At 67.9% G+C, this 18,098-nt stretch carries 12 protein-coding genes; 6 read left to right on the top strand and 6 right to left on the bottom strand.

Translation table 11 applies throughout. From position 1 onward, the window contains the following. Window positions 1-61: 61 nt before the first annotated feature. Both ACIBK6_RS19775 and ACIBK6_RS19770 read right to left on the bottom strand, forming a co-directional pair. Window positions 62-1,588, bottom strand: coding sequence for a helix-turn-helix domain-containing protein (locus tag ACIBK6_RS19775; protein ID WP_399052560.1), 1,527 nt, complete (start codon window positions 1,586-1,588; stop codon window positions 62-64). 188 nt (window positions 1,589-1,776) lie between these two features. Then, window positions 1,777-2,298 (bottom strand): zinc-binding dehydrogenase, encoded by a 522-nt coding sequence (locus ACIBK6_RS19770; RefSeq protein ID WP_399052559.1) that lies wholly within the window; start codon window positions 2,296-2,298, stop codon window positions 1,777-1,779. On the opposite strand from ACIBK6_RS19770, the gene ACIBK6_RS19765 reads away from it, so the two are divergent. Next, window positions 2,182-2,841, top strand: a complete 660-nt coding sequence (locus ACIBK6_RS19765) for an SDR family oxidoreductase (protein WP_399052770.1) — start codon at window positions 2,182-2,184, stop codon at window positions 2,839-2,841. The two genes, ACIBK6_RS19770 and ACIBK6_RS19765, sit on opposite strands and share 117 nt — an antisense overlap. A 58-nt stretch (window positions 2,842-2,899) precedes the next feature. Here ACIBK6_RS19765 and ACIBK6_RS19760 read toward each other — a convergent pair whose 3' ends face one another. After that, window positions 2,900-3,760, bottom strand: a complete 861-nt coding sequence (locus tag ACIBK6_RS19760) for an oxidoreductase (protein WP_399052558.1) — start codon at window positions 3,758-3,760, stop codon at window positions 2,900-2,902. After that, complete coding sequence (locus ACIBK6_RS19755) at window positions 3,747-4,607, bottom strand: helix-turn-helix domain-containing protein (RefSeq protein ID WP_399052557.1); 861 nt, start codon at window positions 4,605-4,607, stop codon at window positions 3,747-3,749. The genes ACIBK6_RS19760 and ACIBK6_RS19755 overlap by 14 nt, the downstream gene beginning before the upstream one ends. A 367-nt stretch (window positions 4,608-4,974) precedes the next feature. On the opposite strand from ACIBK6_RS19755, the gene acnA reads away from it, so the two are divergent. Next, a complete protein-coding gene (gene acnA / locus ACIBK6_RS19750; RefSeq protein WP_399052556.1) occupies window positions 4,975-7,689 on the top strand; it encodes an aconitate hydratase AcnA in 2,715 nt (904 codons plus the stop codon). Between the two features lie 73 nt (window positions 7,690-7,762). Here the strand turns inward: acnA and ACIBK6_RS19745 are convergent, their stop codons facing one another. Further along, window positions 7,763-8,710, bottom strand: a complete 948-nt coding sequence (locus ACIBK6_RS19745) for an FG-GAP repeat domain-containing protein (RefSeq protein WP_399052555.1) — start codon at window positions 8,708-8,710, stop codon at window positions 7,763-7,765. A 213-nt stretch (window positions 8,711-8,923) separates the two neighbouring features. After that, entirely contained in the window at window positions 8,924-12,751 is a 3,828-nt protein-coding gene (locus ACIBK6_RS19740; RefSeq protein ID WP_399052554.1) for a GH92 family glycosyl hydrolase, read from the bottom strand. Window positions 12,752-13,238: 487 nt separating this feature from the next. Here ACIBK6_RS19740 and ngcE point away from each other — a divergent pair, with 487 nt between their 5' ends. The 4 genes from ngcE to ACIBK6_RS19720 all read left to right on the top strand — a co-directional run bounded on the left by ngcE (window position 13,239) and on the right by ACIBK6_RS19720 (window position 18,017). Next, entirely contained in the window at window positions 13,239-14,663 is a 1,425-nt protein-coding gene (gene ngcE, locus ACIBK6_RS19735; RefSeq protein WP_399052553.1) for an N-acetylglucosamine/diacetylchitobiose ABC transporter substrate-binding protein, read from the top strand. 45 nt (window positions 14,664-14,708) lie between these two features. Further along, window positions 14,709-15,635, top strand: a complete 927-nt coding sequence (locus ACIBK6_RS19730; RefSeq protein WP_399052552.1) for a carbohydrate ABC transporter permease — start codon at window positions 14,709-14,711, stop codon at window positions 15,633-15,635. Window positions 15,636-15,645: 10 nt separating this feature from the next. Next, a complete protein-coding gene (locus tag ACIBK6_RS19725; protein ID WP_399052551.1) occupies window positions 15,646-16,557 on the top strand; it encodes a carbohydrate ABC transporter permease in 912 nt (303 codons plus the stop codon). A gap of 260 nt (window positions 16,558-16,817) precedes the next feature. Then, window positions 16,818-18,017, top strand: a complete 1,200-nt coding sequence (locus ACIBK6_RS19720; RefSeq protein WP_399052550.1) for an ROK family transcriptional regulator — start codon at window positions 16,818-16,820, stop codon at window positions 18,015-18,017. Window positions 18,018-18,098 lie beyond the last annotated feature (81 nt).

Below are 18,098 nucleotides of genomic sequence, written 5' to 3'. Positions count from 1 at the left end.
TCCGGGCCGGTATCAGCGCGGGCCAGAAGGGGACACCGTTTTTCATTCTTTGGGGGGCTGGTCAGATGTCGCGGAAGATCTCGATCTGCGCGCCCACCGAGTTGAGCCGCTCGGCCAGGTCCTCGTAGCCGCGGTTGATGACGTACACGTTGCGCAGGACGGACGTGCCCTCGGCGGCCATCATGGCGAGCAGGACCACCACGGCCGGGCGCAGCGCCGGGGGGCACATCATTTCGGCGGCGCGCCAGCGGGTGGGGCCCTCCACCAGGACCCGGTGCGGGTCGAGGAGTTGGAGGCGGCCGCCGAGGCGGTTGAGGTCCGTGAGGTAGATCGCGCGGTTGTCGTACACCCAGTCGTGGATGAGGGTCTTGCCCTGGGCCACCGCCGCGATCGCCGCGAAGAACGGCACGTTGTCGATGTTGAGGCCGGGGAACGGCATCGGGTGGATCTTGTCGATGGGCGCCTCCAGTTTGGAGGGCCGCACGGTGAGGTCGATCAGCCGGGTACGCCCGTTGTCGGCGGCGTACTCGGCCGTGCGGTCGTGGTCCAGGCCCATCTCTTCGAGGACCGCGAGCTCGATCTCCAGGAACTCCACCGGCACTCGACGGATCGTCAGCTCGGACTCGGTGACGACGGCCGCGGCGAGCAGGCTCATCGCCTCGACCGGGTCCTCGGAGGGCGAGTAGTCGACGTCCACGTCGATGTCGGCCATGCCGTGCACGGTCAGGGTGGTGGTGCCGATGCCGTCGACCCGTACGCCGAGCGCCTCCAGGAAGAAGCACAGGTCCTGGACCATGTAGTTGGAGGAGGCGTTGCGGATGACCGTGACGCCGTCGTTGCGGGCGGCGGCGAGCAGCGCGTTCTCGGTGACGGTGTCGCCGCGTTCGGTCAGCACGATCGGGCGGTCGGGCGCGGTGCGCGCCACCTCGGCGTGGTAGATCCCCTCGGTGGCCGTGATGTCCAGGCCGAACCGGCGCAGCGCGATCATGTGCGGCTCGATGGTGCGGGTGCCGAGGTCGCAGCCGCCGGCGTACGGCAGCCGGAACTGGTCCATGCGGTGCAGCAGCGGGCCGAGGAACATGATGATGGAGCGGGTGCGGCGGGCGGCCTCCGCGTCCATGGCGTCGAGGTCGAGCTCGGCCGGCGGTACGATCTCCAGGTCGACGCCCTCGTTGATCCAACGGGTGCGTACACCAATGGAGTTGAGGACTTCGAGGAGCCGGTAGACCTCTTCGATGCGGGCCACCCGGCGCAGTACGGTGCGGCCCTTGTTGAGCAGCGAGCCGCAGAGCAGCGCGACACACGCGTTCTTGCTCGTCTTGACGTCGATCGAACCCGAGAGGCGGCGGCCGCCCACCACGCGCAGATGCATGGGGCCCGCGTACCCGAGCGAGACGATTTCACTGTCGAGCGCTTCCCCGATGCGCGCGATCATCTCAAGGCTGATGTTCTGGTTCCCGCGCTCGATGCGGTTCACGGCGCTCTGGCTGGTGCCCAGAGCCTCGGCCAACTGCGCCTGTGTCCAGCCCCGATGCTGCCGGGCGTCACGGATGAGCTTGCCGATGCGTACGAGGTAGTCGTCTGCCATAGGGGCAGGTTATCTCAGATATGAGATGACGCTCGCGCTGGGCTGGGCCAGCAGGGTGAGGCACCGTCAATTCGATGGTGCGGGTCGGGCGCGCGGGCGGCAAACGGGAGGCGTTCGTCCGGGTGGGCGCCCCGGGGCGATCACGTCGCATTCGCCGGGCCGGGGCGGGCGATCGCGGCCGGGTCGAATCAGGACTCTTCGGAGGAAACCAGCACCAGTCGGCCGCGTATCCCGCCCGCCGCGAGCCGATCGTGCGCCTCGGCCGCGCGCTTGAGCGGGAGGATGTCGGCAACCCGCAGCGTCAGATCCATGGCGGCGAGCTCGGCCAGGGCGGCCCCGTCGGCACTGATCCACTCCTGGTGGACCCGGATGCCGCGCAACGGGACCGGGGCCGAACCGCCGACCACCGTGACGTAGGCGCCTTGGCTGCGGACGGCGGCCAGGGCGCGGATTCCGAGTCCTGCCGTGTCGAGCGCGCCGTCGATGCCGCCCGGTACCAGGCGGCGGACGCCGGCCGCCAGGTCGGAGGTGTCACGGTCGACGATCCATTCGGCGCCGAGGCTTCGAGCGAGCTCCTCGTCGTCGGCGCCGGCCTGGGCGACGACGCGCAGGCCGCGCCGTGCGGCCAGTTCGAGGGCGAAGCCGCCGACCGCCCCGGTGGCTCCGGTCACCAGGCGCGCGAGCATCTGGGCTCCCTCGACCTGCTCCATCTCAACGCGGGCATCTCTCGTCCCGGCCCGATCGAGTCCACCGACGAGGCCGCTTTCGACGCCCTGTTCGACATCAACGTCAAGGGCAACTTCTTCACACTTCAAAAGGCGCTCCCCCTGCTGAACGAAGGCGCGTCCGTGGTGTTCACTGTCGGCGCCGGCGAGGGCCTCGGTGCGGCCATGACCGCCGCCAAGGGAGCTCTGCTGCCTCTCGTGCGCTCCCTGGCCCTCGAACTCGCTCCCCGCCGCATCCGGGTCAACGCGGTAAGTCCCGGCCTGATCAACACCCCCGCGTACAGCAGGATGGGTATCTCCCCGGACACGATGGCTTCCTGGGGTAGGGCGTTCCTCGACCACCGAAACGGCCGTACCCGGGCGACATCCTCGAACCGAGCCGCCACACACTCCAGCGGCGGACGTCGCCGACGCTCCCGTACGGCGTCCACGTACGACAGCTCGATGTACGGGCCTGCAAGATCCACCCCAGCCGGGCGCAGCCACCCGCACTCTCGGTGCGATCAGGCTCACGGCCAGGTTCACTGAGACAGCAGACCGAAGGACTGGGTTCGCTGAGCAAACGCCTGAATTGGTTGCACGCACGTCAGCGTGCCGTTTGCCCGGTGGGGAAGTCGGCGCTGAGGGTCACCTCACGCCAGCCGTCGAAGGCGGTCCTGAGGGAGTCGAGCTTGGCGGTGGCGATGTCGTATGCGGCCTTGCCCAGCAGCAGGCGCAGCGGGGGTTCTTCGGCCGTGACCGCGTCGATGACGGCCTGGGCGGCACGTGCCGGATCCCCGGGCTGGTGGCCGTAGGTGGCCAGGGTGCTCGCGCGTCGTGTGCCCGCGGTGGCGGCGTAGTCGGCGATGGCGGTGGCGGACTGGCGCATGGAGGGCCCGGACCAGTTGGTGCGGAACGCGGCGGGTTCGACGATCGTGACCTTGATGCCGAGTGGGGCGACCTCGGCGGCGAGGGACTCGGAGAGACCTTCCACGGCGAACTTGCTGGCGTGGTAGTAGCCGGTGGCTCCGAAGCCGACCAGGCCGCCGAGGGAGGAGATGTTCACGATGTGGCCGGCACGACGGGCTCGCATGCCGGGCAGGACGGCCCTGGTGGTGTCCACCAGGCCGAAGACGTTGGTGTCGAACAAGGCGCGAACCTCGTCGTCCTCGCCCTCCTCGACGGCGGCGAGGTAGCCGTAGCCCGCGTTGTTGACCAGTACGTCGATCTGTCCGAAGGCGGCCTGTGCCTGGGCGACCGCGTTGGCGATCTGTTCGGCGTCGGTGACGTCCAGCGTCAGGACGATGGCGCGTTCCTCGTGCCCGGCGATCACGTCGGCGGCCTTGCCGGGATCCCGGGCCGTGACGACCGCCCGCCATCCGTGTTCCAGCACGGTGCGGGCCAGCGCCCGGCCCAGGCCGGAGGAGCAGCCGGTGATGAACCAGACGGGGGAATCAGTGGAGGTCATGCGGGATGTGTCCTTCGTCTTGAGTATCTGGGAGTTCGGTGAGGGTGAGACTGCCCAGCAGGGCCAGCGACTGTTCGGCGGCACTGCCGGGTTCGGCTCGGTAGACCACCAGGTGCTGGCCGGGCGCGCTGTTGACGGAGAAGGTCTCGAAGTCCAGAGTCAGGTCGCCGACCAATGCGTGGCGAAAACGTTTGGCCGAGGCCGTTTTGGCCCGCACCTCGTGGCGTGCCCACATGCGTGCGAAGTCGTGGTTGCGTACGGAAAGTTCACCCACCAGCCTCTGCAGCCGCTGATCGTCCGGGGCAGGATTGGCGGCCCGCAGTGCGGCCACGCACCCCTGCGCCACGACGGCCCAGTCGCGGTAGAAGTCCTGAGCGGCGGGGTTGAGGAACATCGCTGTGATCAGGCTCGTCTCGCTGCCGAGCCAGGAGAACATCGCCTCGCCCAGGGAGTTGACGGCCAGCAAGTCGAGGTAGCGGCCGTAGACCAGAGCCGGTGTGTCCGCCCAGGTGTCCAGCAAGGACACCAGTTGCGGGCCGGCGTACTCCCGGGCGGCGGCCGGGGGCCGCCCGTGCTGTGGCGGATCGATGATTGCGCGCAGGTAGGCGGCTTCCTCGTCCTCCAGCAGGAGTGCGGCCGCCAATGCCCTTTGGACCTGGGGTGAGGGATTGCGTTCGCGTCCCTGTTCCAACCGCACGTAGTAGTCGGTGCTCAACCCGGCGAGGACGGCTACCTCCTCGCGGCGCAGACCAGGGGTGCGGCGTGTCCCCGCGGGCATCCCGTGGTCCTCGGGGCGCACCAGCGCGCGCCGGGCCCGCAGGAACTCGCTCAGCCGGTTCTTGTCCATGCCTGCCAACGTAGAGGCCGACACCACCAACCGGGTGGCCCTGCCACACCCACCCGGACGAGAGGGGTAACCGTTGTTCGTAAGGCCCCGGCGCGACTGCCTCACACGACTGGATTCGATGGCAAGGAAGCCCAAACGGCTGGGTTCGCTGTCAAACGACTCGGTTTGATGACAGAGGACAGCCCCGCCCGTGCATGACCAGGGCGCGGCCATGTACTAGAGTTATCTCGACATCGAGATATCTACGAGGCGCACCGCAGCCGACGCTCGGTAAGGGTTACCTAACTTAGCCTTACCTTAGTGTATCGACGAGAAGTCGTGGCGGCAGGATTGTGGTGGAACGCGCACATATATGAAGGAGACTGTCGTGTCGGCGAACAGCTTCGACGCCCGCAGCACGCTGCGCGTGGGCGACGAGTCGTACGAGATCTTCAAGCTGGACAAGGTCGAGGGCTCCGCGCGCCTCCCCTACAGCCTGAAGGTTCTGCTGGAGAACCTGCTCCGCACCGAGGACGGCGCGAACATCACCGCCGACCACATCCGTGCGCTCGGCGGCTGGGACTCGCAGGCTCAGCCGAGCCAGGAGATCCAGTTCACCCCGGCCCGCGTGATCATGCAGGACTTCACCGGTGTGCCCTGTGTCGTGGACCTCGCCACCATGCGTGAGGCCGTCAAGGAGCTCGGCGGCGACCCGGCGAAGATCAACCCCCTCGCACCGGCCGAGCTGGTCATCGACCACTCCGTCATCGCCGACAAGTTCGGCACCAAGGACGCGTTCGCGCAGAACGTGGAGCTGGAGTACGGCCGCAACAAGGAGCGCTACCAGTTCCTGCGCTGGGGCCAGACCGCGTTCGACGAGTTCAAGGTCGTCCCGCCGGGCACCGGCATCGTCCACCAGGTCAACATCGAGCACCTCGCTCGTACGGTGATGGTCCGGGGCGGCCAGGCCTACCCCGACACCCTCGTCGGCACCGACTCGCACACCACCATGGTCAACGGCCTCGGTGTGCTCGGCTGGGGCGTCGGCGGCATCGAGGCCGAGGCCGCGATGCTCGGCCAGCCGGTCTCCATGCTCATCCCGCGCGTCGTCGGCTTCAAGCTGACCGGCGAGCTGAACCCGGGCACCACCGCCACCGACCTGGTCCTCACGATCACCGAGATGCTGCGCAAGCACGGCGTCGTCGGCAAGTTCGTGGAGTTCTACGGCGAGGGCGTCGCGGCCACCAGCCTCGCCAACCGCGCCACCATCGGCAACATGTCGCCGGAGTTCGGCTCCACCGCCGCGATCTTCCCGATCGACGGCGAGACGCTGAAGTACCTGAAGCTGACCGGCCGTTCCGAGCAGCAGGTCGCGCTGGTCGAGGCGTACGCCAAGGAGCAGGGCCTCTGGCTGGACCCGGCCGCCGAGCCCGACTTCTCCGAGAAGCTGGAGCTGGACCTCTCCACGGTCGTTCCGTCGATCGCCGGTCCCAAGCGTCCGCAGGACCGCATCATCCTCGCCAACGCCGCGCAGCAGTTCGCGCTGGACGTGCGCAACTACGTCGACGAGGACGACGAGGCGGGCAAGGAGTCCTTCCCGGCCTCCGACTCCCCGGCCTCCGCCAACGGCGTGCCGAGCCGCCCGACGCTGGTCACCCTGGCCGACGGCTCGTCCTTCGAGATCGACCACGGCGCCGTCACCGTCGCCGCGATCACCTCCTGCACCAACACCTCGAACCCGTACGTCATGGTCGCCGCCGCGCTCGTCGCGAAGAAGGCCGTGGACAAGGGCCTGAGCCGCAAGCCGTGGGTCAAGACCACGCTCGCCCCGGGCTCGAAGGTCGTCACCGACTACTTCGACAAGGCCGGCCTCACCCCGTACCTCGACAAGATGGGCTTCAACCTCGTCGGGTACGGCTGCACCACCTGCATCGGCAACTCCGGTCCGCTGGACGAGGAGATCTCGAAGGCGATCAACGAGCACGACCTCGCGGTCACCTCGGTGCTCTCCGGCAACCGCAACTTCGAGGGCCGGATCAACCCCGACGTCAAGATGAACTACCTGGCGTCGCCGCCGCTGGTCGTCGCGTACGCCATCGCCGGTTCGATGAAGGTCGACATCACGACCGAGGCCATCGGCACCGACACCGACGGCAACCCGGTCTTCCTGAAGGACATCTGGCCCACCGAGGCCGAGGTCAACGACGTCGTGGCGAACGCCATCGGCGAGGACATGTTCAACAAGTCCTACCAGGACGTCTTCGCGGGTGACGCGCAGTGGCAGTCGCTGCCGATCCCGACCGGCAACACCTTCGAGTGGGACCCGCAGTCCACCTACGTGCGCAAGCCCCCCTACTTCGAGGGCATGACGATGGAGACCACCCCGGTCTCCGACATCGCCGGTGCCCGGGTCCTCGCGAAGCTGGGCGACTCGGTCACCACCGACCACATCTCCCCGGCCGGTGCGATCAAGGCCGACACCCCGGCCGGCAAGTACCTCACGGAGCACGGCGTCGAGCGCCGTGACTTCAACTCCTACGGCTCGCGCCGTGGCAACCACGAGGTCATGATCCGCGGCACCTTCGCCAACATCCGCCTGCGCAACCAGATCGCGCCGGGCACGGAGGGCGGCTTCACCCGCGACTTCACCGTCGAGGGCGCCCCGGTCTCCTTCATCTACGACGCCTCGCAGAACTACCAGGCCGCCGGCATCCCGCTGGTCATCCTGGCGGGCAAGGAGTACGGCTCGGGCTCGTCCCGCGACTGGGCCGCCAAGGGCACCGCGCTGCTCGGCGTCAAGGCCGTCATCGCCGAGTCGTACGAGCGCATCCACCGCTCGAACCTCATCGGCATGGGCGTCCTGCCGCTCCAGTTCCCGCAGGGCGCCACGGCCGCCTCGCTCGGCCTGACCGGCGAGGAGACCTTCTCCTTCACCGGCGTGACCGTCCTGAACGACGGCAGCACCCCGCGCACCGTCAAGGTCACCACCGACACCGGTGTCGACTTCGACGCGGTCGTCCGTATCGACACCCCCGGTGAGGCGGACTACTACCGCAACGGCGGCATCATGCAGTACGTGCTGCGCAACCTGATCCGCAAGTAGGCGGCCAGGAACGACGGCAGGGCCGCACTCCCCGGAAGGGGGGTGCGGCCCTGCCGCCTTTGTGCCGGGTGCGTCAGGACGTCATCAGCCGGTAGATGTTGTAGCCCCAGCCGATCTTCACGCGCGGCTGGTACGGGGCGGCGGCGTTGCCGGTGCCCTTGTACAGCCACAGCCCGCCGCTGGTGTCCCGGGCGATCAGGTCGGTCCTGCCGTCCAGGTTCAGGTCACCGGTGGAGACGAGCTTGTTGTACGCGTTCCACCCGGCGCCGATCCTGGTGCGGGGCGCGAACGGGGCCCGGTAGTTGCCGGTGCCCTTGTAGAGCCACAGCACACCCGCCTTGTCGCGCGCGACGATGTCGGGCTTGCCGTCACCGGTCAGATCGCCCTTGCCGGCGATCTCGGTGTACGCGTCCCAGCCAGCGCCGACCCTGATGCGGCTGGTCAGGGTGCCGTCGCCGTAACCGAGGTACAGCCACAGCACGCCCGCCCTGTCGCGCGCGATGATGTCGTACCCCTGGCCGCCGCCGAGGTTGCCCGGCGAGAGCACCTTGTCGTAGATGTTCCAGCCGCCGCCGATGACCTTGTCGGCGGAGTTGGCGTCGGTGAAGTAGTGCAGTGTCCCGCTCTTGTCCCACTGCCATTCGCCGTCGGCGAAGCCGTCGCCGTTGTTGTCGACCAGCGCGTCGTTCGCCAGGTACGCGTAGTTGTCGGGCTGGCCCGCACGGGAGGTGAGACCGCCCGAACCGTTGGGAGCGTAGGCCCAGCCGCCGCCCGAGTTGTCCACGGCGAACATCGGGAAGACCGGGTCCGCGGCGCTGCCGGGCTCGGCCGCGGCGTCGCGCGCGGCGGCGAAGTTCTTGGCCTTCGGGGTGCTCGCCGAGGCCTTCAGCCGCCCGTGGGCGGGCGAGACGCCGTCGGCCGAGGCCGCAGCGGCGCTCGTGCCGACCAGCGCGGCGGCTACCGCCACCACGGCGAGGCGGGAGAGCGCCCTGCCGTTCATACGGCCATTGAGTTTGGCCACGTAGTGCTCCTGAGTCATCTGAAGCGATCATGAGTGGGACGCCGCACCTCGTGAGGCCTGCGGCGTCCCACGGCGATCGTTCCACGGCTTCTTCACAAGTCAACTACTTTGACCTGTGAGGGAGCTGGGCACCAGAGTGGCCAAATCGCCCTATGTCCAGATGAATTCGGGCCGTTTCCTGTGAAGTATCCGGCCGTATGCCGTGCGAGGGCGTCAGGAGAGCAGTTCGATCTCCGCCAGCGTCGCCTCACCGCCCCCGCTCACCAGCCGGTAGTGGGCGTACGAGCCGGGGGAGCGGACCGAGAAGACGCGGGTCTGCCGGTCCCAGGTGAACGTTTCGCCCGCCCGCCGGTCGATGTCCTGCCACGTCCTGCCGTCCGCGGAGGCCTGTACGGTCCAGGACGTCGGAGCCTTGGCGCGGTCCGCCGAGGTCAGCGTGTACTGGACGGCCCGGGTCGCCCCGGACACCGGCAGCTCCACCGAGGTGAACGTCCCGGACGTCGCCGAGGAGTTGTCGAACAGCGGCCCCGAACCGGTGATCGCGTCGCTCGCCGGGGCGGGCACCTTGTCGTCCTTCGTGATGGAGACAGGCCCCGCGTTCTTTCCGGTGCCCCACGACGAGGGGTGCGCGCCCATGGTGAAGTCGAGCGTGCCGCCCCGCGCGAGCACATCGTGCGGAAGCGCCGTCGAGTTCCACGCCTTCCCGTCGACCTTCAGGGACTGCACATACACGTTGCCCGCGCTGTTCCCGGGCGCCTTCACGACCAGATCGCGGCCGTTCTCCAGGTGGACGGTCGCCTTGGTGAACAGGGGTGAGCCGATCGCGTACTCCCCGCTGCCCATCACCAGCGGGTAGAAGCCGAGCGCCGAGAACACGTACCAGGCCGACTGCTCGCCGTTGTCCTCGTCGCCGAGGTAGCCCTGCCCGATCTCACTGCCGTTGTAGAGCCGCCGCATCACCTCGCGGATCTTCTCCTGTGCCTTCCAGGGCTGACCGGCCGCGTCATACATGTACGTGACGTGGTGGGCGGGCTGGTTGGAGTGCCCGTACATGCCCATCCGTACGTCGCGCGCCTCGGTCATCTCGTGGATGACGCTGCCGTACGAACCGGCGAACTCGGGTGAAGCGGTCTCCGGGGTCGAGAAGTAGGCGTCGAGCTTCTTGGCGAGGCCGGCCTGCCCGCCGTACAGGTTGGCGAGGCCGCGGGAGTCCTGCGGAGCCGAGAAGGCGGCGCCCCAGCCGTTGGTCTCGGTGTAGTCGTAGCCCCAGATCCGCGGGTCGTACTGGTCGCTCGGCACCCGCGGTCTGCCGCTGGCGTCCTTGCCCTGGAAGAAGCCCGCCTTGGCGTCGAAGAGCTTGACGTAGTTCTGGGCGCGGCCCATGAAGTACGCCGACTCCTCCTGGTAGCGGGGCTTCTTCGTCTTCTCGTACAGCGCCTGGCCCATCTTCGCGAGGCCGTAGTCGTTGACGTAGCCCTCCATCGACCAGGACAGGCCCTCCGGGGTCGAGGTCGGGGTGTAGCCGAGGAAGGGGGAGGTGTCCATGCCCTTGCGGCCGACCCCCGAGGACGGCGGGGCGACCGTGGCGTTCTTCAGGGCAGCCTCGTACGCCGCCTCGGCGTCGAACTTCACGCCCTTCACATAGGCGTCGGCGAAGGCCACGTCCGAACTGGTGCCGGTCATCAGGTCCGCGTAGCCGGGCGAGGACCAGCGCGAGATCCAGCCGCCGTCCTTGTACTGCTGCACGAAGCCGTCGACCATCTCGCCGGCCTTCTTGGGGGTGAGCAGCGAGTACGCGGGCCAGGTCGTCCGGTAGGTGTCCCAGAACCCGTTGTTGACGTACATCGTGCCGTCGACGACCTTCGCCCCGGTGTGCGTCGGGGTGTCCTCGCCGGTCTTCGGGGAGAACGGGCTGGCGTACTGGTTCTTCGAACCGACCTTCTCGAAGCCGGAGTTGGGGTACAGGTAGAGCCGGTAGAGCGAGGAGTAGAGGGTGGTCAGCTGGTCGTGCGAGGCGCCCTCGACCTCGATGCGGCCCAGGATCTGGTCCCAGGCCTTGCGCGCCTGGTCCTTGACCCGGTCGAAGCCGGTCCTCGCGGGGATCTCGGCGGCGAGGTTCGCCTTGGCCTGGTCCACACTGATGAGTGACGTGGCGAGCCGCAGGGTCACCGTGCGGTTCTTGCCGGGCCTGAACCGCGCGTAGCCGGTGACATCGGCGCCTCCGCCGCCCGGCAGCTTGCCGCTCGCGGTCACGGGTGTGTCGAAGACGCCGTACACGAAGAGCCGTCCGGCGCCCGCCGACAGGCCGCTCTTCACGTCCGAGTAGCCGGTGAACGAGGACGTCGCCGGGTCCAGGGTGAGGCCGCCTTGATTGGTGACGTTGTCGAGGATCAGGCTCGCGTCGTCACCGGGATAGGTGAACCGCATCATCGCCGCGTGGTCGGTCGGCGCGATCTCCGTCCTGAGCCCGTTCTCGAAGGTGACGCCGTAGTAGTAGGGCTTCGCGGTCTCGTTCTCGTGCCGGAAGGGGAGCGCGCGGGCGGTCCGCGAGGCGTCGGGGGTGCCGGCCGCCGCCGACGGCATCACCTGGAAGGTCTGCCGGTCGCCCATCCACGGGCTCGGCTCGTGGCTGGCGCTGAACGCCTGGAGCGTCGGCAGGTTGTCGGCGTTGTTGCGCCGCGCGTAGTCGTACAGCCAGTCCTGCGAACCGGCGTTGGTGACCGGCGTCCAGAAGTTGAAACCGCCCGGCACCGCGGTCGCCGGGAAGTTGTTGCCGCGCGAGAACGAGCCGCTGGAATTGGTGCCGCGGGTGGTGAGCGCGTAGTCCGAGAGGTGCGCGAGCGGCTTCTCGGGCTTCTTCGGCGCGATCGACAGGTCGTCGATCCAGCCCTGGAACTTGGCGGGCCCCTTGGGCGAGTCGTACGCCACCAGGATCCGGTCCACCGTCTTGCCCGCGGCCACCGTGCCGATCCGGGAGGAGACCTGGTTCCACTGGTTGACGTAGAGCGTCTTGGCGGCGCCCTGGCCCGGCGGGCTGAGCAGCCCGCCGTGCGAGTCCAGGGCCTTCAGGTCACTCAGATAGGTGCCGTCGGTGAAGGCGAGGTCCACGGACACGTTCGTGGCGGGGTAGTTGAGGTCGGTCTCCGTCATCGACGGGAAGATCTTGTAGTCGAGCACGGTGTCCCGGCCGACCGGGGTGTTGACGGCGAAGACCTTGTTGTACGAGTACGCCCGGCCGTCGCCCTTGTGGGTGCCCGCGTACCGCAGCGCCCGCTTCCCGGTGAAGCCCGCGTTCGCCTTGGCGGTGGGGGAGCCGCCGGGGCCGCGGTCCGGGGCGGTGCGCATGTCCGGGGGGACGGGGGTGCTGGTGTCGCCGTTGGAGAACTGGATGTCGGCGAGCTGGGTGATCGGGGCGCCGTTGTTGGCGGTGATCTCCAGGCGGTAGTGCGCGTAGGAGGTGGTGTTGGCGAAGTCGTACGCCTTGGTCTGGAAGCGGTCCTTGAAGTTCTCGCCGCTGCGGCTGTCGAGGGTCTTCCAGTCCTTGCCGTCCGCCGAGCCCTTCAGCGTCCAGTCCTTGGGGTCGCGTTCGGGGGCGTCGTTCGCCGAAGTCAACGCGTAGGTGACCGTCTTCACCGGTTCGGAGAAGTCGAATTCGAGCCAAGCGGCGGGCTGGAAGGCGAGCCATTTCGTGCTGGGCTGCCCGTCGACGAGGTTCTCCTTCACCTCGCCGCCGTCGGTGTTCTCGGCGCTGGCCCGGACGTCCGTGATCTTGTCGGTCACATTGCCCGGTATGCCGCTGGTGAAGCCGCCGTCGACGCCCGCGGACCGCTTGTTGCCCGCACGGTCCGTATCGACGGTATTGATCCAGTCCGGCTGGGGTTGGCCTGTTTCGAACGAGGTGCTGAACCGCCCGCCGTCCTCGGGTGGTTGGGCGGTCGCCGACGGCGCCCCGACGGCCGACTGGGCCGTCACTACGAGCAGGAACGAGGCCGCCACCAAGGCGGCCCCCGGTCCTCGTCGGTACCGGGATCTGGGCAGCATGCGAGCCCTTTCCTTCGGCGCAAAGCCGGTTTCAGTCGGCAGGTGCGAAGTGGACAACGTTGTCAGAGCGGAAACGCAGGATCCAGTAGCGCGGCAAGTGGCGGCCGGTGTCAAGGGTGTCGGGCCGGAATGGATGGCCTGATTCCTGGGCGGCAATGCGGGCGTCAAGGTGTGTAATGCGCGTCAAAAGGAGCAGCCTCGTCCACGTTGGTACGTACCAACGGATATATCCGCGAGGTCTCAACTCGGGAAAGACTGTCGGCCAACCCTGCTTTCGATCTTGCTCAGTTGACGGGAAGTGGACTATACCTGTCGGCGTCCGGGCAACCCGCTGAACGCGGGCGGGGGAGTGCGTCGGGCAGGTTCGGCCCGTGCACCGGGCAGCTCTCCGCGATGGATGTACGGCACCACTCACGCTTCAACTGTTCGCGGGCGTCGGCGGATTCCGCTGCACCGCATGAGTCCTGGAGAAGGCGAGGACTTGAGCATGGGATCCGAGATCAACCGCCGTGACGCACTCAAGCGGGCCATGGCGATCGGCCTGCTGGCTGTGCCGGCGACGTCACTGCTGAGCGCGTGTGCCAGTTCCGGCAGCAGTGACAGCACCAAGAAGCCGAGTTCCCAGGGCACCAAGTCGGCGGACAATCCGCTCGGGGTCAACAAGGGCGCCGCGCTGGAGGCGTTCGTCTTCAAGGGCGGCTTCGGCGACGACTACATCAAGTCCGCCGAGGCCGACTACAACACCAAGTACGGCATCACGGTCAAGCACACCGGCACCCAGGCGATCGGCCCGAAGCTCCAGCCGCGCTTCGCGAGCAGCACCCCGCCGGACTTCATGGACAACTCCGGGGCCGACAACCTCGACACCGCCGCCCTCGCCAAGACCGGCAAGCTCCAGGACCTGACGTCCCTCCTCGACGCGCCGACCATCGACGACCCCTCGAAGAAGGTCCGGGACGTCCTGATCGCCGGAACCGTCGAGCAGGGCCAGTTCGGCTCCCCGGAGATGTACGCGTTCAACTACGCGTTCACCGTCTACGGAACCTTCTACTCCAACAAGCTGTTCAAGGAGAAGGGCTGGACGTACCCGCAGACCTTCTCCGACATGCTGGCGCTCTGCAAGAAGATCAAGGCCGCGGGCATCGCGCCGTTCACGTACCCGGGCAAGTACCCGTACTACGTGCACTTCGACCTGCTGCACCAGATCGGCAAGGTCGGCGGCAAGGAAGCCCTCAACGCGATCGACAACCTCGACGACGGTGCCTTCAAGACCGACGCCGTCAAGGAAGTCGTCACGTACTACGAGGAGCTAGCGGGCCAGGGCTACTTCCTTCAGGGCTCCGAGGGCATGACCCACATCCAGATGCAGACCGCCTGGACGCAGGGCCGGGCCGCGATGGTCGCCGACGGCTCCTGGGTGGAGAACGAGGCCGCGCCGACCATGCCGAAGGACTTCGACCTCGCGGTCGGCTCCCTCATCGGCAGCGGCCCGAGCGACAAGCTGCCCTTCGGCGCCCTGTACGCGGCGGCCGGCGAGCCCTTCATCGTCGCCAAGGACGGCAAGAACCCCACCGGCGGCATGGAACTGCTGCGCATCATGCTCAGCAAGAAGCAGACCACCAACTTCACCAACGCCATCAAGTCGCTGACCTGCGTCGCGGGCGCCGCCGACGGACTGACCCTGACGCCGGGCCTGACCTCCGCCAACGCCGCCCTGAAGGCGGCCGGGCAGAACGTCCTCAACTCCCGTCTGCAGGACTGGTACAAGAAGCTGAACAACGAGACGATCGGCAACGCGACGCTCGACCTGCTCAGCGGCAAGATCAAGGCGGCCGAGTGGATCGACAAGGCCCAGAAGGCGTCGGACGACACCAAGAAGGACTCCTCCGTCCCGAAGTTCAAGCACCTCTGACGAGGCCGCTTACCACTACTGGCTGAGACGAGAGCGACCGGCGACATGCGACACGGCAAGTACCGGTTCATCATCGGATTCCTGGCAATTCCCCTGGCGCTGTACGGGGTCCTCGTGATCTCGCCGTTCATCCAGGACTTCCAGATTTCGATGACGAGCTGGAGCGGACTGACGCCCGAGAAGAACTTCATCGGGCTGGACAACTACCAGAAGCTGATCCACAACGACCTGTTCTGGAAGGCGTTGTGGCACAACGTCCTTCTGCTCCTGTGCGTGCCGGTGGTCACGCTGGCTTTCGGTCTCTTCTTCGCCTTCATGCTGAATGTCGGCGGCCGCCGCAGGGGTGCTGCGGGGGTCGCCGGCGTACGGGGCTCCGGCCTCTACAAGGTGATCTTCTTCTTCCCGCAGGTCCTCTCCATCACGATCATCGCGATCCTCTGGCAGCAGATCTACAACCCCGACACCAAGAACGGGATGCTCAACTCCCTTTTGGCGAGCGTTGGTCTGAGTTCCCTCCAGCAGTCCTGGCTCGGCGATTCCAGCATCGCGCTGATCTGCATCATGGTCGTGATGGTCTGGGCGAACGTCGGCTTCTACGTCGTCCTGTTCTCCGCCGGAATGGCCTCCATTCCGGGGGAGATCTACGAGGCGGCGCTCCTGGACGGCGCGTCCCGGGTCAAGACGTTCTTCCGGATCACCTTGCCGCTGCTGCGGGACACGGTGGCCACCGCCTGGGTCTACATGGGCATCATCGCCATGGACGCCTTCATCTACGTGCAGCTGATGTCCGTCAATCTCGGCGGCCCCGACGAATCCACCGACGTGGTCCCGCTGCTCCTCTACAAAACGGCGTTCCGGGACAACAGCCAGTACGGAATGGCCGCCGCCATGGGTGTCGCGATGCTCATCGTGACCCTGGTGTTCGCCATTCTCAGCATGCGGCTGTCGCGCCGCGAGCGCATCGAATTCTAGGGGTGGCGCGATGACTACCGAAACGATGGACGTGGACGGCGAGCAGTCGTCCGCACCCGCCGCCAGCGCCGCCCGCTGGAAGTGGCGCAGCAGTGAGGGAGGCGTGCTCAATGCCTTCTCGCACGTGTTCCTCTTCGTCTGGGCGCTCATGGTGGGCGTGCCCCTGCTGTGGGCGCTGTGGAGCTCGTTCAAGACCTCCGGCGACATCCTCACCCACCCCTGGTCGCTGCCCACCCATTTCCAGTTCGACAACTGGGCGCGGGCCTGGAGCAAGGCCAACATCGGGCAGTACTTCCTCAACACCGCGTTCGTGGTGGGTGCTTCGACCGCCGGCACGATGCTGCTCGGGTCGATGGCGGCCTATGTGCTGGCCCGGTTCGAGTTCCCCGGCAACCGGTTCATCTACTTCCTGTTCGTCGGCGGCATGGCCTTCCCCGTGGTGATGGTGCTCGTGCCGCTCTTCTTCGTCACCAAGAACCTGGGCATCCTGAACACGCTGCCCGGGCTGATCCTCATCTACATCGCGTACTCGCTGCCGTTCACGGTCTTCTTCATGACGGCCTTCTTCCGCACGCTGCCGACCACGGTCGCCGAGGCCGCGCTGATCGACGGGGCCTCGCACACCCGGACCTTCTTCCAGATCATGCTGCCGATGGCCAAGCCCGGCATCATCAGCATCGGCATCTTCAACGTGCTCGGCCAGTGGAACCAGTACCTGCTGCCCCTGGTGCTCAACCAGGGCGACACCAAGAACTGGGTGCTCACCCAGGGACTCGCGGACCTCGCCGTGCAGCAGGGCTACCAGGGCGACTGGGGGGCGCTGTTCGCCGGCCTGTCGATCGCGATGCTGCCGGTGCTCGCCGTCTACATCGTCTTCCAGAAGCAGGTCCAGGCGGGCCTGACGGCAGGTGCCCTCAAGTAGCCGCCGGGCCGGACGGCGGGCGCCCCCGAGCAGCTGCCGGCCCGGTCCCCGACCCTCTCCCCGACCGCCCGCGGGCCCCGTGCCCGCGGGCGGTCGCGCGTTCCCCGATCCGCTCCGCATCAGCTCAGGTCTTGACGGGAGACCACCCAGAAGGCTGAGCTTAGGGTTCACATGTTGGAGAAAAGACGGGGCCTCAATGCTGCGGCTCCGTGCGGGGGCGGCCGTCGTGCCGTCCGCCTACGGCGGGAGTGGATGAGTCGATGGAGACTCCGGGGTCGCAGACGTCACTGCACCGGGCCAACCTTGAGCGGGTCGTACGCGCCGTGCGCATGGCGGGCTCGCTCACCCAGGCCGAGATCGCCAGGACGACGGGCCTCTCCGCGGCCACGGTCTCCAACATCGTCCGCGAGCTGAAGGACGGCGGGACCGTCGAGGTCACCCCCACCTCGGCGGGCGGCCGCCGGGCCCGCAGCGTCTCGCTCAGCGGCTCGGCCGGCATCGTCATCGGAGTCGATTTCGGCCATACGCACCTGAGGGTGGCCGTCGGCAACCTGGCCCACCAGGTGCTCGCCGAGGAGTCCGAGCCGCTGGACGTCGACGCCTCCTCCGCGCAGGGCTTCGGCCGGGCGGAAGAGCTGGTCAAGCGGCTGATCGCAGCCACTGGCATCGGCCCGGACAAGGTCATCGGGGTGGGCCTCGGCGTGCCCGGCCCCATCGACGTGGAGTCCGGCACGCTCGGCTCCACCTCGATCCTGCCGGGCTGGACGGGCATCAACCCCAGGGAGGAGCTCTCCGGCCGCCTGGGCGTGCCCGTGTACGTCGACAACGACGCCAATCTGGGCGCGCTCGGCGAGCTGGTCTGGGGCAGCGGGCGCGGGGTCCGGGACCTGGCGTACATCAAGGTCGCGAGCGGTGTCGGCGCGGGCCTGGTGATAGACGGGCAGATCTACCGGGGGCCCGGCGGCACCGCGGGCGAGATCGGGCACATCACGCTGGACGAGTCGGGCCCGGTCTGCCGCTGCGGCAACCGCGGCTGTCTGGAGACCTTCACCGCGGCCCGCTATGTGCTCCCGCTGCTGCAATCCAGCCACGGAGCCGATCTGACCATGGAGCGAGTGGTCCAGTTGGCCCGCGAGGGCGACCCCGGCTGCCGCCGTGTCGTCGCGGATGTCGGGCGCCACATCGGCAGCGGCGTGGCCAACCTGTGCAACCTCCTGAACCCCAGCCGGGTGGTCCTCGGCGGCGACCTCGCGGAGGCCGGCGAGCTGGTCCTCGGGCCCATCCGGGACTCCGTGTCGCGGTACGCGATCCCCAGCGCCGCACGGCAGTTGACGGTTCTTCCGGGGGCGCTCGGCGGCCGCGCGGAAGTGCTGGGCGCGCTCGCTCTCGTACTCAGCGAAATGGGGGATTCCACCCTCTTGGAGAGTGCTCTGCCCGGCTCGGCGCCTGCCTTCACTTAGATAACGGATGGCACCGTTGTCATCTCGTTAAGGATTTACTCCTTGACGGTGGGCTTAACGCCGAGTTGACTTCCAGCCACC

This window comes from Streptomyces sp. NPDC050485, from assembly GCF_044458185.1.
Taxonomy (GTDB): Bacteria; Actinomycetota; Actinomycetes; order Streptomycetales; family Streptomycetaceae; genus Streptomyces.
This window is presented reverse-complemented; position numbering and strand designations above follow the sequence as displayed.

Bases quoted from the DNA above. Each gene is read 5' to 3' on its own strand.
- ACIBK6_RS19760 (WP_399052558.1), bottom strand. From the start codon at position 3,760: ATGACCTCCACTGATTCCCCCGTCTGGTTCATCACCGGCTGCTCCTCC.
- ACIBK6_RS19770 (WP_399052559.1), bottom strand. From the start codon at position 2,298: ATGGAGCAGGTCGAGGGAGCCCAGATGCTCGCGCGCCTGGTGACCGGA.
- ACIBK6_RS19755 (WP_399052557.1), bottom strand. From the start codon at position 4,607: ATGGACAAGAACCGGCTGAGCGAGTTCCTGCGGGCCCGGCGCGCGCTG.
- ngcE (WP_399052553.1), top strand. From the start codon at position 13,239: ATGGGATCCGAGATCAACCGCCGTGACGCACTCAAGCGGGCCATGGCG.
- ACIBK6_RS19740 (WP_399052554.1), bottom strand. From the start codon at position 12,751: ATGCTGCCCAGATCCCGGTACCGACGAGGACCGGGGGCCGCCTTGGTG.
- ACIBK6_RS19725 (WP_399052551.1), top strand. From the start codon at position 15,646: ATGACTACCGAAACGATGGACGTGGACGGCGAGCAGTCGTCCGCACCC.
- ACIBK6_RS19775 (WP_399052560.1), bottom strand. From the start codon at position 1,588: ATGGCAGACGACTACCTCGTACGCATCGGCAAGCTCATCCGTGACGCC.
- ACIBK6_RS19720 (WP_399052550.1), top strand. From the start codon at position 16,818: ATGGAGACTCCGGGGTCGCAGACGTCACTGCACCGGGCCAACCTTGAG.
- ACIBK6_RS19730 (WP_399052552.1), top strand. From the start codon at position 14,709: ATGCGACACGGCAAGTACCGGTTCATCATCGGATTCCTGGCAATTCCC.